The sequence below is a fragment of the Holdemanella porci genome (assembly GCF_009696075.1).
GTDB lineage: Bacteria > Bacillota_I > Bacilli_A > Erysipelotrichales > Erysipelotrichaceae > Holdemanella > Holdemanella porci.
On sequence record NZ_VUMR01000059.1, the window covers coordinates 1 to 13,038 of the forward strand.

Below are 13,038 nucleotides of genomic sequence, written 5' to 3' on the forward strand. Positions count from 1 at the left end.
CTACTTAGATTGAAAAACATCTATAAAATCACTCGCTTAAAGGATTTGAAAAACGAGTGGTTATTCGTGTAAGTGATAAAAAGAAGAATTATAGCAAAGTCACCAAATTGCTAGTTAAGCCAAAAAGTATATGTGGTTGATTCTATTTCAAAAGAGTTGGAACCTATTCAACTGTTGGATAAAAATAAAAATGCAACGATGCATCGACATAAACTGAAACTTAGTGAGCTGGGAGGACAATAATGAATTATACAGGAAGATATGGATTGGAAATCAATCCGTTTATAAAAAATGGAAAAGATGTTTTAGTAGAAACAAATGAATATAAAGAAGTGAAATTCAGATTGAATTATCTTCTGCAGACAAAAGGCTTTGGCGTATTGACAGGAGGTGCAGGCCGAGGCAAGACAACAAGCGTAAGACAATGGGCAAACGAATTGAATCCTGCCGCCTATAAGGTAGTATATATATCACTGTCTACAGTTACTGTTATAGAATTCTACAGACAGATGGCATTGAATCTTGGAATCGAACCATACTATAAAAAAGTCGACAATTTCCGAGCCATTCAGACAATTATAGAAAAATACAAACGTGAAAAAAGAATTACACCTGTATTTATATTTGATGAAGCTAATTATATGAAAAGCGGGATCTTGAATGATTTAAAAATACTGTTCAATTTTGAAATGGATTCAAAAGATTATGCAGTCGTATTACTGGTTGGATTGCCACAGTTAAACAATCAGCTGCGCTTATCAAGCCATGAACCATTAAGGCAGCGTATAATCATGTCACACAATTTAGAAAATCTAAATGAAGAAGAGGCAAAACGTTATATAAAAGAAAAATTAGATGGTGTAGGATGTCATCAGGAAGTGTTCGATAATAATGCACTGACCGCAATTATCAACGCATCGAATGGTATTCCTCGAATGATCAATCAAATCTGTAATAAAAGTTTATTGATTGGTGAGCAGAAGCAGGAAATGATAATCAGTATGGAAACTGTAATGGATGCCATAAACGACAATGAATTGAGTTAGAGGTCAATAGAATGATATTAGAAACAAACCAAATGATCATATATGAAACAGGATTCGCATCAAGAAAATGTGAAATTGCCGAATTAAAAGAAGTGCATTTTGAAGGAAGTGTTGATTTTAAAGTAACTGTTGAAGATAGCGTTAACTTAGAACATACTTATCTATGCCATTTAGTAAAAGACAATCTAAAATGGCTGTTAGGAATTGAAATAAATGAATTCATGGAATGTGAAGATGAATCATATTTTGTGAACTCACTCCAAGTTGAACTTGATAATTTGCACGAAACACAAAAAAACAGTCAAAAAATCTATAAGAAATTACCATGTGAAAAGAGCGCCTGCTCAATTTCATACGCCTTAAAATATTTATATCAACACCAAATGGATATTCTAAATTGAGTATCCATTTTTTTATGATGGGGTTTCACATTTAATATGAATATATATGTATAAACAATTTGAAGTTACCTAATTATGTGTACAATTTAATTTGAATACTGTGTTAGCAATTAATTTGGTAATCAACAATAATGCGATCATTGAGAATCGAAACAAGATTATCAAGTGTATCAAGAACAACGCCAATGGCTACACCAACTGGTCTCGCTTCCGCAATCGCGTAATGTATGTACTCGACCCAAACACTACATTTAGCCTGGAACCAAGGGAGAAATGATCATGGATGCACAAGACATTATTGAATTGATTGAATACTTCAGAAATCTTCAAGACAATGAAATGAAATTTGAAATTGAAGAACTACGAGGATACATTGACATAAGATTCGAAGAATTATATGACAAGTTAACTGAATACATTGATTTCAATCATTCAAATCACCCATTATAAAAGAGCAGAGATATTGAAATCTCTGCTCCCTAGTTAATAATCCTTTAAACACACATAGGGTTTTCGGCCCTACAATTTTTGAAGCCAACTTTTAGTCGACCCTATCTAATTGCGGATTACCGATATTTTCCTGTCCCGAAACCAAAATCTTAATAAAAAAACACAACTTTATTAAGTTGTGTTATTAACAAGTGGTGGAGAAGGACAGATTCGAACTGCCGAACCAAAAGGAACTGAGTTACAGTCAGCCGCGTTTAGCCACTTCGCTACTTCTCCAATTTTTAAAAAAAAGAACAATCAGAAGATTGTTATAAATAAAATGGAGCAGGTGATGAGAATCGAACTCACGTAGTCAGCTTGGAAGGCTGAAGTTCTACCATTGAACTACACCTGCAAATATAAGTGGTGACCCGTGGGCGATTCGAACGCCCGACCCTTTGATTAAAAGTCAAATGCTCTACCAACTGAGCTAACGGGTCACAAGTGGTGCCGACTATAGGAATTGAACCCACAACCTACTGATTACAAGTCAGTTGCTCTACCAATTGAGCTAAGTCGGCATTTAAATGGTGGAGGTTAACGGACTCGAACCGCTGACCCTCTGCTTGTAAGGCAGATGCTCTCCCAACTGAGCTAAACCTCCAAAACTTGCCATACAAAGGGATTAAAATAAATGGAGCAGGTGATGAGAATCGAACTCACGTAGTCAGCTTGGAAGGCTGAAGTTCTACCATTGAACTACACCTGCAACAAATAATGGCTGGGGTACCTGGATTCGAACCAGGGAAATGCAGGAGTCAAAGTCCTGTGCCTTACCGCTTGGCTATACCCCAATAAGTGGTGGAGAAGGACAGATTCGAACTGCCGAACCAAAAGGAACTGAGTTACAGTCAGCCGCGTTTAGCCACTTCGCTACTTCTCCATCAACATGGTGGAGGTTAACGGGCTCGAACCGCTGACCCTCTGCTTGTAAGGCAGATGCTCTCCCAACTGAGCTAAACCTCCATGTTTTTTTCATTGCAAACTCGTTTGCGCTCATTTATATTACCAAAGGATATTTGGGATGTCAACGGAATTTTTAATTTTTTTTATAAAATTTTCAAACTTTAATTCAAGAGCTTTTATATAAAGCTTTTTTATTGTTTTATTATTTATTCTTTTTTGTTCTTCAAGCAAATTTCCATTATGCACAACATACATTTTTGACAAAATCACTGAATATTTTTTACCAAACACAATCTTTTCTTGGATACAATCCAATCGTTTAATCAATTCAAGATCTGAAACATAATGAATATATGTATTATAGTACTGACAATACTCTTTCAATTGTTCCGACTCATCTGGAAAAACAATATATACAGGAATACCTGCTTTTTGAAACGTTGGACTCCACAACAAAAATAAATCATGATAGCCTAAAGTTTTTTCTAACTCAATAGAGTCCAGCGCCACCAAAAGCGATATATCCTTTATATTCGATATTTGGATTTTTTCAATTTTGTTCATTTATATATGTAGGAATGCATGCATATTGTATCACAATTTAACCTGGTGTAAAATATAGGCATATATTAGGAGGGGTTACATGATTCAAATGGGAATTGATTTGGGTACAAACTACATCCGACTTTGTACACAAGAAGATGGTCTACTATATAATGAGCCATGCATGGTTGCGCTTGATGGGCAAAATCATGTTTTAGGCATTGGTGAAGACGCTAAGGATTTAATCGGATCCATGGATTCAAATATTAAAGTAATATCTCCCTTACGTGAAAATCCAATTAACTTTGACGTTCTAGACATACTCCTAGAACAACTACTATATGAACACAAAGCCTTTCGTATGTTTCAAAAAACTGTTTTATTGGTCAGCTATCCAACTAGTTTCAGTAAAGAATCATGCGACATATTGAAAGAACACCTTGAAGATTTAGGTGCTTACCGCGTTTATTTTGAACAAGAAATTTGGATTGCTGCTATTGGTGCAAAACTCGATTTATTTTTACCCGTTGCTAGCTGTGTATTAAACATTGGTTCTTCAAACTGTGATATCGCAATCTTCCAAAACGGCAAGATGATCAAAAAATCTCGTTGCAACATATCTGGAAGTACAATCAACATCGCCATTAAAAACTGGCTATTTAACTCCTACAACATCAATGTATCAACAAAACAAGTCGAAAAAATCAAGCGTAAGATTGGACAAGTTAATATTCAGCAAAATCCAAAAAGTCTCGAAGTTGTTGGCATGGACCAAAATAGTCATGTACTAAAATCCGCAATCATTAACGAAAATCAAATAGTTGGAATCCTAACACTCTTAGTACAACAATGGGCCAACTGGATTCTACAATTTTTATCTAGCTTGCCAATCACAATGCAGCAAGATGTAAAAACTCGCGGAATCATATGTTGTGGTGGATCCATGTTATTGAATGGACTACCTTCCTATCTACAAAACACAATAGGATGTCCAATCTTTGTCACAGACGATCCAATCAATACAGTTTCTGCAGGATTAATGATTCTTTTGTCCCGCATGGAAGATTAAGCTCAATTTAAGGAAAATCATTTAACATTAAACCGTAAACAACAGAACACTTATTCATATCCCATTCCCTTTTCTCTTAATGCTGTTTCAAAAGCTCCCAATGGGAGTTTTTCTTTTTGTGTGATATAATTTGTTCTATTAGGAGGACATTTATGAACAAAAATATCGTATCATCAATCTTATATTTAATCGCAGCCATCTGCTTATTTATATTCGCCTATAACTTGACTTATACATTCCTATATGTAGGTATCTTATTTTTAGCCATCGCAACAATCTATTCAAAGAAGGTTAAAAAATAATGAAAAGAAAAAGCCGCAACAACACATGGCTATTTACAATCTGTATTTCCTTAATAGCTGTAGTATTCGGATTCGTATCCTTTATACCAGTAAATATAGAATTTATTAAGCCATTTATCGTATATTTTGATCCAACCAAATTGTTATCAAACTTACCATTATGGATCTTCACAAACTGCATTATCGCACTTTGTTCACATTCTGAAAAAACATCTATGTTAAATACAACTTTATTTAACATTGTTTGTTTTGTAAGTTATTCACTATTCTCAACGATACTTGCACACACAATGCCAAAAGATATGTTTCTAACATGGATACTATTCACTTTAATTTGGACAATATTTAGTTATTTAGTATGGTCAGCCAATCAACAAAATACGAAAGGATGGATTCTTTCAACCATTCTTTTAGCCATACTATTTAGCACATGCTTCACATATACAGATAACACAATATCCAGTATGACCATTTTAAATTTTTTACTCTATGTATTCCTTGTAGTAGTCCTATATAAAGGAACAAAAGAAACATTGATCATTGTGATTTTGTCTATTATTTTAGCCTTGATTCTTAGTAAAATAAAAATTCAAATAATTTTTACAAAAAGTGCTTGCATTTATTTTAACTCGGTGATATTATAAATAGGCACTTACGGAGGTTTAGCTCAGTTGGGAGAGCATCTGCCTTACAAGCAGAGGGTCAGCGGTTCGAGTCCGTTAACCTCCACCATTTAAATGCCGACTTAGCTCAATTGGTAGAGCAACTGACTTGTAATCAGTAGGTTGTGGGTTCAATTCCTATAGTCGGCACCACTTGTGACCCGTTAGCTCAGTTGGTAGAGCATTTGACTTTTAATCAAAGGGTCGGGCGTTCGAATCGCCCACGGGTCACCACTTATATTTGCAGGTGTAGTTCAATGGTAGAACTTCAGCCTTCCAAGCTGACTACGTGAGTTCGATTCTCATCACCTGCTCCATGTAAAAAACTACTCGCAATCGCGAGTTTTTTTGTATCCAAAATGCCAAGGATTAATCCTTGGCACTTTTTATAAATTCATATATATCCTCGTAAATCATTTGATTCTCTTTTTCATTTAAGATTTCATGTTTTAAAGTCGGATACAATTTACTAAATACATTCTTATATCCAACACCCATTAAAAATTGTTTCAATTGTTCAAATTTATCCTTACCCTGAATGACCGGATCTTCTTGACCTGCAATCATAAATATATGTAAGTTTTCATTTGTGACATTCCATCCTTTTTTATCAAAAGCTTTGATCATCAATTGAAATAAGTTAATAAAACCATTCGTTGTAAATAGGAATCCACACAATTCATCCGCTTCATATTTCTCTACATTCTCAACACATTTACTCAACCAACGATTACCCGGTTCATATCCTGCAAAAGCCATCTTATTCAATAAACCATTACCTTTCTTCTCCTTATAGAAAGGCTTTATTATTTTTGCCAATGCCAAACCTAGACTTGCCCCCGAATTTTCAGTAGGAGGACCACACAAAATCAGTTGATCAATATATGCATCATATTTCTTTAAGTAACAACGGGCCACTAAAGTCCCCATACTGTGACTAAATAACGTTACCTCTAATCCAGGATACATTTCACGTACATATCCCGTAACCTGGAATAAATCCTCCACAATATAATCCGCATTTTCAGTGTAGAAATATCCATAATCATTTTTTGATTTCACGCTACTTCCATGACCTCTATGATCATGAATCACACAAACATAACCACGATCATTTAAATATCGCATAAAGTCAAAATAACGCTCTTTATGCTCGGCCATGCCATGCGAAAACTGTACGATTCCTTTGGGATTCTTGCACTCCATAATCGCAATCTCTAATTTTAACCCATCTTGTTTTGATGTTATTTTCTTAATTATCATATTATAGTACCCACATATCTTTCTTGTACTCATTGTATCAAATATATAATTATCAAAGCTATACAAAAACAAAAAAAAGACCATTTTTAAAATGGTCCAACTAGTTTTCACTAATTTCTACTTTTACTTTGTGATCCGCTTCCACATCAAAAGTGATTTTTGCGAAGTCATCTAAATGATTTGTGACAATATTATGAACCTGATCAAATACTTCGTCCTCTTTTTCTTCAGTCTTGCAATCATATTCAATAGATGTAACTGTGTGTTTTTTTATTTTTACATCTTTTAATTCTTCTAACATTGATTTCATAATTATCTACCTCGATATAAGTCTATCACTTATTAAATCCAGTTGTCAAATTTATGCATGGAGCCAATCTACCCTATGATAATAAATAAAGAACGTAATACTTGATAAAGACCAAGTAATTGGATAAATCCAATATACACACCAAATATTATGCACTAAAGCCCCCATGATTGTAAGACCTGTAACACGCACAAAACACCAACAAGCCATCATTACAATCATTGGAACCATTGACTTTCCAGCCCCTCTTAAAATAGCCGACACACAATGTGAATACGCTAATAAACAAAAGAAGAAAGCACTCGTTTGTCCACGCAAAGTACCAAAATGAATAACTTCAGGTGTTGCGTCAAAGGCTGCAACAAACTGAGGACAAAAAACAAAGATGATTACACCAATAATTTCTGCCAAAGTCATCGAACAAATCATGCCAAACTTAGCACCCTTTAAAACACGATCATATTGGCGAGCCCCTAAATTCTGTCCGACAAACGTTGTAAGCGCCATTGTAAAGCTGGTAATCGGCAAGAACGCAAATCCTTCAATCTTAGAATAAGCTCCACATCCAGCCATCGCCATATCGCCAAAAGAGTTGATATTCGATTGAACTACAACATTCGCTAGACCAATAATTGAATTCTGAAATCCACTTGGCAAACCATACTTCAAAATCTCACCTAAAAGTTCTTTATGAATTTTTACTTTAGAAGGAACAATACGATGCGTTCCCATTGTCGTCAACAATAAATAGAGACAAAGACCTGCTGAAATATATTGCGAAATAATCGTAGCTAAAGCAGCCGATCCAACTCCCATCTTAAGTACCGCAATAAAGAATAAGTCTAAGACAATATTCACTACACTTGATACAATCAAATAATATAACGAATGCTTACTATCTCCTACAGCTTGCAATATTCCTACAAAAAAGTTATACATTATCGAACCAAAAGAACCTAAAAAATATATTTTAAAATAAGTTACCGAAGCTGCCATCACACTATCTGGAGTTCCCATCCAACGAAGCAATGTAGGTGTAAAGAAAACACCAATAAGTGTCATAATAAAACTTACAATCAACCCAAACGCAACCGTTGTATGAATCGCATTTTGCATACGCTCTATTTCTCTTGCGCCAAAATAACGCGAAATGACTACACCTGCACCAATCGCAACCCCATTAAAGAAGCCAATCATCAAGAATATAATGTTTCCACTTGAACTCACCGCCGCAAGTGCCTGACTCCCCAAAAAGTTTCCAACAATTAAGGAATCCACTGTATTGTATAATTGCTGAAATAAATTTCCTAATAATATAGGTAACGCAAAGAAAACCATCTGCTTAGGAATCGATCCAGATGTCATTAACTTTTGTCCTTGTACCAACCCTAACACCTCCTACACTACTAAAAGAAAAGGAAGCTTAAACTTCCTTGTAAAAACTTTGTAGATGACTACAAGAAGCATCAAACTGTTCTTTTTCTTCTTTTGTCATTTCAATCTCAACAACCTCTTTGACACCTGTCGCATCTAAAACAGCCGGTACACTTGTGAATACACCATCTTGTCCATATTGACCATCTAAATACGTAGAAATAGGAAGTACTACGGATTCATTAAACATCAATGCACGAACAATACGTGTTGTACTTGCGGCAATACCATAACATGTATTGCCTTTACGATTGAAGATTTCCCAACCATCTTTCTTTACCGCTTCATGTATACTTTCAAACATCCCCTCATTCATGCGTGTTGGATTATCTTTAATGATTTGGTAAATGTCTTTACCACCCACACGAACTGTACTCCATGGAATCATTTCACTATCCCCATGTTCACCTAAAACATAAGCATGAATACTCTTTGGATCTACATCAATACAATCAGCAATATGACATTGTAAACGAGCTGAATCTAATAACGTTCCTGAACCAATGATTTGATTTGCTGGTAAAGCAGAAACCTTATAAGCCACATAAGTCATAATATCGACTGGATTTGAAACAACTACGATAAATCCATCAAATCCATTTTCTATAGCACTCGAAACAATACTTGTAACAATCTTAGAGCTTGATTTTAAAGCCACTAAACGATCGTTTTCCTTACCCATTGGAGCACTTGCGGTAATAACCAAAACATCTGCATCTTTGCAGTCTGTATAATCTCCCAATTTAATTTCCATATTACGATTCATAAAGGCAATACTATGAATCATATCTAATGTTTCACCCTTAGCCCTTTCTGTATTCATATCAATTAATACAATTTCATCGCAAATCCCTTGATTGATCATGCAAAAAGCTGTACTTGCACCTACATTTCCTGCACCAACAATTACTACTTTTCTCTTTTTAATCATAATGGCTCCTCCTACAAAAATTTAGAGACATATCCCTGTATAAATATTACCAAAATAATAACAGGAATGATATATGAAACATAGAAACCAACTTGTTTAGGAAAAGAAATTCCCTCTCCGCAATTGGCTTCCTTTAAAAAGTTTTTAAATCCCCATCCATATTTAGATGTACAAAACAATACATAGCAAAGTGAGCCCAAAGGCAATAGATTATTTGATACAATAAAATCTTCTAAATCTTGAATAGTTGAACCAGCACCTAAAGGTTGAATAAAAGACAATACATTAAATCCTAATGCACATGGTAAAGATAACACAAAAACAAGCACAAAACTTACTTTGATTGTTTTTGAATGAGACCATCCTGTCCATTCCATTGTCATTGTGATGATATTTTCAAATACCGCAATAATTGTAGTTAATGCGGCAAAACTCAAAAACAAAAAGAACAAAGCACCCCAAATATTTCCAAACTGCATATTCGCAAAGATATTAGGCAATGTCTGGAAAATCAATCCAGGCCCTTGCCCAGGATCCACATTATACGCAAAACAAGCAGGAATCACAATAAAGCCTGCAACCAATGCAACAAATGTATCTAAACACACAACCGTAACGGCCTCAGATGTTAACTTCTTACTTTTATCAATGTAACTTCCAAATATCGCAATAGCACCAATACCTAAACTCAAAGTAAAGAAAGCTTGGCCCATGGCCGCAAATACGACATCCGATACATTTTGCATCTTTGAAAAATCAGGCAACAAGTAAAACTTTACGCCCTCCATAGCCCCTGGCAAAATGAGTGAACGAACAGCTAGCACAAGCATCAACACCAATAAACACAACATCATATACTTTGATACTTTTTCCACACCATTCTGCAAGCCTTTTGAACAAATGAAAAAACCAATACAAACAACTAGAAACATCATACCTACTTGAACCAAGGGATTTGACAACATTAAACCAAATTCATTATTAATTTGATCCACATTTAATCCATTAAAATCACCCATCAACATTTTGTAGAAATAATAAAACAACCATCCACAAACCGAAGTATAAAACATCATCAGTATATAATTTCCTGCCATTGCCACATACTTCATAAAATGCCACTTTGTTCCCTTTGGCTCTAATACATCAAAAGAAAGCGCTGCACTTTTTTGACTGGCACGTCCTACAGAATACTCCATAACCATAACTGGCAATCCTAATATGACTAGAAAAAACAAATAAATCAAGACAAATGCAGCACCTCCATATTGTCCTACAATATATGGAAAGCGCCAAACATTACCAATTCCTATTGCGCATCCTGCGCTAATTAAAATAAATCCTAAACGATTTGAAAACCGATCTCTCATTCTTTCAACTCCCTATAAAAACAATCTAAACATCCTATATATTTACCATTCCAAGGTTTCATTCTTCCACAATAATGTATGATAACACTATTCTTTTTAACCCAATCAAGATCTATCCTACTTCTTGGATTTCTTAGATTATAGAAATTCATCATTCTCTCACTCAAATTATATTTACGATAATCTACTAGTTTTGTCTTATCTCCATATAATGCCGTCAAAACATCTTGATCAAAAAGTACAAGATTTTTCTTATATGCATTCACATAATTTAAAATATCTTGCTTATTTAATTGTTTACGCAATAATTCTAAATTCATCAATAAAACCCCAGTATTGATATATGGCACATCTTCTTTTAGCCCTAATCTTTTCGCATTTAAATGCGTCATACACTCATTTACATGACTCGAAGCGATATAAAGATTACTTTCAAAATCCATGTTATACAATTCCCTTAAACTTTGAATCACAACAATATCCACATCCAAGTAAAGAATTCGATCCAATGTTTTAGGCAACAAATCCGAAGCGAATAATCGATAGTAAATTTCTAGAGGATATCGAGACGAAATAGGAAACTCCTTAAATTCTTCTTCCTTTACTTCTATAAAATAAAAAGTACATTCCAAAAAAGTACATCTTAAATCATCCATGTGTTTTTGATTCAAATCATGATGCAAAATATAGAAATCAATATTTTTGTCAAACCGAATGATGGAACGTATACATGTCTTTGTCAAATCTATGAATTTTGCGTTAATTGAAAATAGAATGTTCATAAAATGATTTTATCACAAAATAAATTGAAAATCTTTTCATATTTTGTGATACAATACTTACATTGAGGAGATGATGATATGAAACTTATTATACCTGAAAACTACGATCCAGTATTAACTGTTAGAGAGACACAAGAAGCTATTAAATATATCCGTGATACATTTCAATATGAATTTGGTAAAGAATTAAATTTATCAAGAATTTCAGCACCCTTATATGTTACACAAAGTTCTGGTTTAAACGATAACTTAAATGGTACAGAAAAACCCGTATCTTTTACCATGAAAGAAATTCCTGATGAACAAATGGAAGTTGTGCACTCTTTGGCAAAATGGAAACGTATGGCTTTAAAGAAATATGGCTTTAAATTGCACGAAGGATTATATACAAATATGAATGCCATTCGTAAAGATGAAGAATTAGATAACATTCATTCTGCTTATGTCGATCAATGGGACTGGGAAAAAATCATTTCTAAAAATGAACGCACAAAAGAAACATTAGTAGAACATGTACGTACTATCTTTAAAGTCATCAAGCATATGGAACATGAAGTTTGGTACAAATACCCTCAGGCAGTTAATCATTTACCTGATGATATTTTCTTTATCACAACTCAGGAACTATTAGATATGTATCCAAATATGAACGTAAAAGAAAGAGAAAACGCCATCACAAAAGAACATGGTTGCGTATTTGTGATGCAAATTGGTGATAAATTATCAAACAATGAAAAACACGATGGTCGTGCTCCAGACTATGATGACTGGACACTAAATGGAGATATCCTATTCTGGTATGAACCACTACAAAGTGCCCTAGAAATATCTTCTATGGGAATTCGTGTGGATGAAGATACATTATTAGAACAATTGAAAAAAGAAAACTGCTTGGAAAGATGTGAATTACCTTTCCATAAAGCCATTCTAAATAAAGAATTACCGTACACTTTAGGTGGAGGAATCGGTCAATCCAGACTATGTATGCTTCTACTAAAAAAAGCACACATCGGAGAAGTCCAGGCAAGCTTATGGCCTGAAGACATGGTCGATGCATGCTTAAAAAATAATATTCAAATTTTGTAGGACAATTGTCCTACTTTTTTATTATTGTAGCATTGGAATTGGATATATAATTCTCGTACTTTAAATCTGACAATTTATATCCATAAACTGAAATGTTTCCGTCACAAACAGTGATAGATCCATCTGTATTTTCTTGGTAACCATCATATATATAGGCACCTGCAAACAATAGGCCATCCATTATGTTATGTTTAATATCAATATCATCACATATTACACTAACAGTACATTGATCTTTCTTTGTGCTGCTTTTTAAATATGTGTAATACGCTCTACCTAAATCAAAATATTTTTCCATTTTTACTCCTAAAGAAAAGGGACTATATAAAAATAGTTGGGGTCTAGATACGCTATAAGATTACATAGGGTAATGTGCTAGGCAGCTTAAAATTCGCTCCAAAGTATTTTGGGGCGTTTTTTGTTATACTTGAATTGAAAGGATAA

15 protein-coding genes and 13 tRNA genes are annotated in these 13,038 nt (G+C 34.2%); 11 read left to right on the top strand and 17 right to left on the bottom strand.

The annotated features are described in order from the left end of the window. The first annotated feature begins 242 nt into the window (after window positions 1-242). From FYJ55_RS08975 to FYJ55_RS10855, 3 genes are all read left to right on the top strand, one after another. The gene (locus FYJ55_RS08975; RefSeq protein ID WP_154459555.1) at window positions 243-1,046 is read left to right on the top strand and encodes an ExeA family protein; all 804 of its coding nucleotides are present in this window, start codon (window positions 243-245) and stop codon (window positions 1,044-1,046) included. A gap of 11 nt (window positions 1,047-1,057) precedes the next feature. Next, window positions 1,058-1,447 carry a hypothetical protein gene (locus FYJ55_RS08980; RefSeq protein ID WP_154556547.1) on the top strand — a complete coding sequence of 130 codons (390 nt, stop codon included), beginning with the start codon at window positions 1,058-1,060 and terminating at the stop codon, window positions 1,445-1,447. A 279-nt stretch (window positions 1,448-1,726) separates the two neighbouring features. Further along, on the top strand, window positions 1,727-1,897 hold the full coding sequence (locus FYJ55_RS10855; RefSeq protein ID WP_195836711.1) for a hypothetical protein: 171 nt from the start codon (window positions 1,727-1,729) through the stop codon (window positions 1,895-1,897). 192 nt (window positions 1,898-2,089) lie between these two features. Here the strand turns inward: FYJ55_RS10855 and FYJ55_RS08985 are convergent. From FYJ55_RS08985 to FYJ55_RS09030, 10 genes are all read right to left on the bottom strand, one after another. Continuing rightward, window positions 2,090-2,173: transfer RNA gene (locus FYJ55_RS08985), tRNA-Tyr, on the bottom strand. Window positions 2,174-2,217: 44 nt separating this feature from the next. Next, a tRNA-Gly gene (locus tag FYJ55_RS08990) sits at window positions 2,218-2,291 on the bottom strand. A gap of 9 nt (window positions 2,292-2,300) precedes the next feature. After that, window positions 2,301-2,376 (bottom strand) — tRNA-Lys (locus tag FYJ55_RS08995). Window positions 2,377-2,381: 5 nt separating this feature from the next. Further along, window positions 2,382-2,457, bottom strand: a tRNA-Thr gene (locus FYJ55_RS09000). Between the two features lie 7 nt (window positions 2,458-2,464). After that, window positions 2,465-2,540, bottom strand: a tRNA-Val gene (locus FYJ55_RS09005). 31 nt (window positions 2,541-2,571) lie between these two features. Continuing rightward, window positions 2,572-2,645: transfer RNA gene (locus tag FYJ55_RS09010), tRNA-Gly, on the bottom strand. A 9-nt stretch (window positions 2,646-2,654) separates the two neighbouring features. Next, window positions 2,655-2,730, bottom strand: a tRNA-Gln gene (locus FYJ55_RS09015). Window positions 2,731-2,735: 5 nt separating this feature from the next. After that, window positions 2,736-2,819, bottom strand: a tRNA-Tyr gene (locus FYJ55_RS09020). A gap of 7 nt (window positions 2,820-2,826) precedes the next feature. Beyond that, window positions 2,827-2,902 (bottom strand) — tRNA-Val (locus FYJ55_RS09025). Between the two features lie 39 nt (window positions 2,903-2,941). Further along, on the bottom strand, window positions 2,942-3,406 hold the full coding sequence (locus FYJ55_RS09030) for a hypothetical protein (RefSeq protein ID WP_154556548.1): 465 nt from the start codon (window positions 3,404-3,406) through the stop codon (window positions 2,942-2,944). Window positions 3,407-3,485: 79 nt separating this feature from the next. Here FYJ55_RS09030 and FYJ55_RS09035 point away from each other — a divergent pair, with 79 nt between their 5' ends. From FYJ55_RS09035 to FYJ55_RS09065, 7 genes are all read left to right on the top strand, one after another. Further along, the gene (locus tag FYJ55_RS09035) at window positions 3,486-4,454 is read left to right on the top strand and encodes a rod shape-determining protein (protein WP_154556549.1); all 969 of its coding nucleotides are present in this window, start codon (window positions 3,486-3,488) and stop codon (window positions 4,452-4,454) included. 152 nt (window positions 4,455-4,606) lie between these two features. Next, window positions 4,607-4,756 (top strand): hypothetical protein, encoded by a 150-nt coding sequence (locus tag FYJ55_RS09040; RefSeq protein WP_154556550.1) that lies wholly within the window; start codon window positions 4,607-4,609, stop codon window positions 4,754-4,756. Next, window positions 4,756-5,400 carry a hypothetical protein gene (locus FYJ55_RS09045; RefSeq protein WP_154556551.1) on the top strand — a complete coding sequence of 215 codons (645 nt, stop codon included), beginning with the start codon at window positions 4,756-4,758 and terminating at the stop codon, window positions 5,398-5,400. The genes FYJ55_RS09040 and FYJ55_RS09045 overlap by 1 nt, the downstream gene beginning before the upstream one ends. 12 nt (window positions 5,401-5,412) lie before the next feature. Beyond that, window positions 5,413-5,488, top strand: a tRNA-Val gene (locus tag FYJ55_RS09050). Between the two features lie 7 nt (window positions 5,489-5,495). Beyond that, window positions 5,496-5,571 (top strand) — tRNA-Thr (locus FYJ55_RS09055). 5 nt (window positions 5,572-5,576) lie between these two features. Beyond that, a tRNA-Lys gene (locus tag FYJ55_RS09060) sits at window positions 5,577-5,652 on the top strand. A gap of 9 nt (window positions 5,653-5,661) precedes the next feature. Next, window positions 5,662-5,735 (top strand) — tRNA-Gly (locus FYJ55_RS09065). Window positions 5,736-5,787: 52 nt separating this feature from the next. On the opposite strand, the gene FYJ55_RS09070 is transcribed toward FYJ55_RS09065, so the two are convergent. The 6 genes from FYJ55_RS09070 to FYJ55_RS09095 all read right to left on the bottom strand — a co-directional run bounded on the left by FYJ55_RS09070 (window position 5,788) and on the right by FYJ55_RS09095 (window position 11,508). Beyond that, window positions 5,788-6,681, bottom strand: a complete 894-nt coding sequence (locus tag FYJ55_RS09070) for an alpha/beta fold hydrolase (protein WP_154556558.1) — start codon at window positions 6,679-6,681, stop codon at window positions 5,788-5,790. A 100-nt stretch (window positions 6,682-6,781) separates the two neighbouring features. After that, window positions 6,782-6,991, bottom strand: a complete 210-nt coding sequence (locus FYJ55_RS09075; protein WP_154556552.1) for a hypothetical protein — start codon at window positions 6,989-6,991, stop codon at window positions 6,782-6,784. A gap of 51 nt (window positions 6,992-7,042) precedes the next feature. After that, window positions 7,043-8,386, bottom strand: a complete 1,344-nt coding sequence (locus FYJ55_RS09080) for an MATE family efflux transporter (protein WP_456152222.1) — start codon at window positions 8,384-8,386, stop codon at window positions 7,043-7,045. Between the two features lie 28 nt (window positions 8,387-8,414). After that, complete coding sequence (locus FYJ55_RS09085) at window positions 8,415-9,356, bottom strand: L-lactate dehydrogenase (protein WP_154556553.1); 942 nt, start codon at window positions 9,354-9,356, stop codon at window positions 8,415-8,417. Window positions 9,357-9,367: 11 nt separating this feature from the next. Further along, a complete protein-coding gene (locus FYJ55_RS09090) occupies window positions 9,368-10,726 on the bottom strand; it encodes a sodium-dependent transporter (RefSeq protein WP_154556554.1) in 1,359 nt (452 codons plus the stop codon). Further along, on the bottom strand, window positions 10,723-11,508 hold the full coding sequence (locus tag FYJ55_RS09095; protein ID WP_154556555.1) for a glycosyltransferase family 8 protein: 786 nt from the start codon (window positions 11,506-11,508) through the stop codon (window positions 10,723-10,725). The genes FYJ55_RS09090 and FYJ55_RS09095 overlap by 4 nt, the downstream gene beginning before the upstream one ends. A 78-nt stretch (window positions 11,509-11,586) precedes the next feature. On the opposite strand from FYJ55_RS09095, the gene asnA reads away from it, so the two are divergent. Beyond that, window positions 11,587-12,594, top strand: a complete 1,008-nt coding sequence (gene asnA, locus FYJ55_RS09100; RefSeq protein WP_154556556.1) for an aspartate--ammonia ligase — start codon at window positions 11,587-11,589, stop codon at window positions 12,592-12,594. Window positions 12,595-12,604: 10 nt separating this feature from the next. Here the strand turns inward: asnA and FYJ55_RS09105 are convergent, their stop codons facing one another. Beyond that, a complete protein-coding gene (locus tag FYJ55_RS09105) occupies window positions 12,605-12,892 on the bottom strand; it encodes a hypothetical protein (protein ID WP_154556557.1) in 288 nt (95 codons plus the stop codon). Window positions 12,893-13,038 lie beyond the last annotated feature (146 nt).

Excerpts from the sequence above, each read along its gene's own strand:
- FYJ55_RS08975 (WP_154459555.1), top strand. The coding sequence starts at position 243 with ATGAATTATACAGGAAGATATGGATTGGAAATCAATCCGTTTATAAAA.
- FYJ55_RS08980 (WP_154556547.1), top strand. The coding sequence starts at position 1,058 with ATGATATTAGAAACAAACCAAATGATCATATATGAAACAGGATTCGCA.
- FYJ55_RS10855 (WP_195836711.1), top strand. The coding sequence starts at position 1,727 with ATGGATGCACAAGACATTATTGAATTGATTGAATACTTCAGAAATCTT.
- FYJ55_RS09030 (WP_154556548.1), bottom strand. The coding sequence starts at position 3,406 with ATGAACAAAATTGAAAAAATCCAAATATCGAATATAAAGGATATATCG.
- FYJ55_RS09035 (WP_154556549.1), top strand. The coding sequence starts at position 3,486 with ATGATTCAAATGGGAATTGATTTGGGTACAAACTACATCCGACTTTGT.
- FYJ55_RS09040 (WP_154556550.1), top strand. The coding sequence starts at position 4,607 with ATGAACAAAAATATCGTATCATCAATCTTATATTTAATCGCAGCCATC.
- FYJ55_RS09045 (WP_154556551.1), top strand. The coding sequence starts at position 4,756 with ATGAAAAGAAAAAGCCGCAACAACACATGGCTATTTACAATCTGTATT.
- FYJ55_RS09070 (WP_154556558.1), bottom strand. The coding sequence starts at position 6,681 with ATGATAATTAAGAAAATAACATCAAAACAAGATGGGTTAAAATTAGAG.
- FYJ55_RS09075 (WP_154556552.1), bottom strand. The coding sequence starts at position 6,991 with ATGAAATCAATGTTAGAAGAATTAAAAGATGTAAAAATAAAAAAACAC.
- FYJ55_RS09085 (WP_154556553.1), bottom strand. The coding sequence starts at position 9,356 with ATGATTAAAAAGAGAAAAGTAGTAATTGTTGGTGCAGGAAATGTAGGT.
- FYJ55_RS09090 (WP_154556554.1), bottom strand. The coding sequence starts at position 10,726 with ATGAGAGATCGGTTTTCAAATCGTTTAGGATTTATTTTAATTAGCGCA.
- FYJ55_RS09095 (WP_154556555.1), bottom strand. The coding sequence starts at position 11,508 with ATGAACATTCTATTTTCAATTAACGCAAAATTCATAGATTTGACAAAG.
- asnA (WP_154556556.1), top strand. The coding sequence starts at position 11,587 with ATGAAACTTATTATACCTGAAAACTACGATCCAGTATTAACTGTTAGA.
- FYJ55_RS09105 (WP_154556557.1), bottom strand. The coding sequence starts at position 12,892 with ATGGAAAAATATTTTGATTTAGGTAGAGCGTATTACACATATTTAAAA.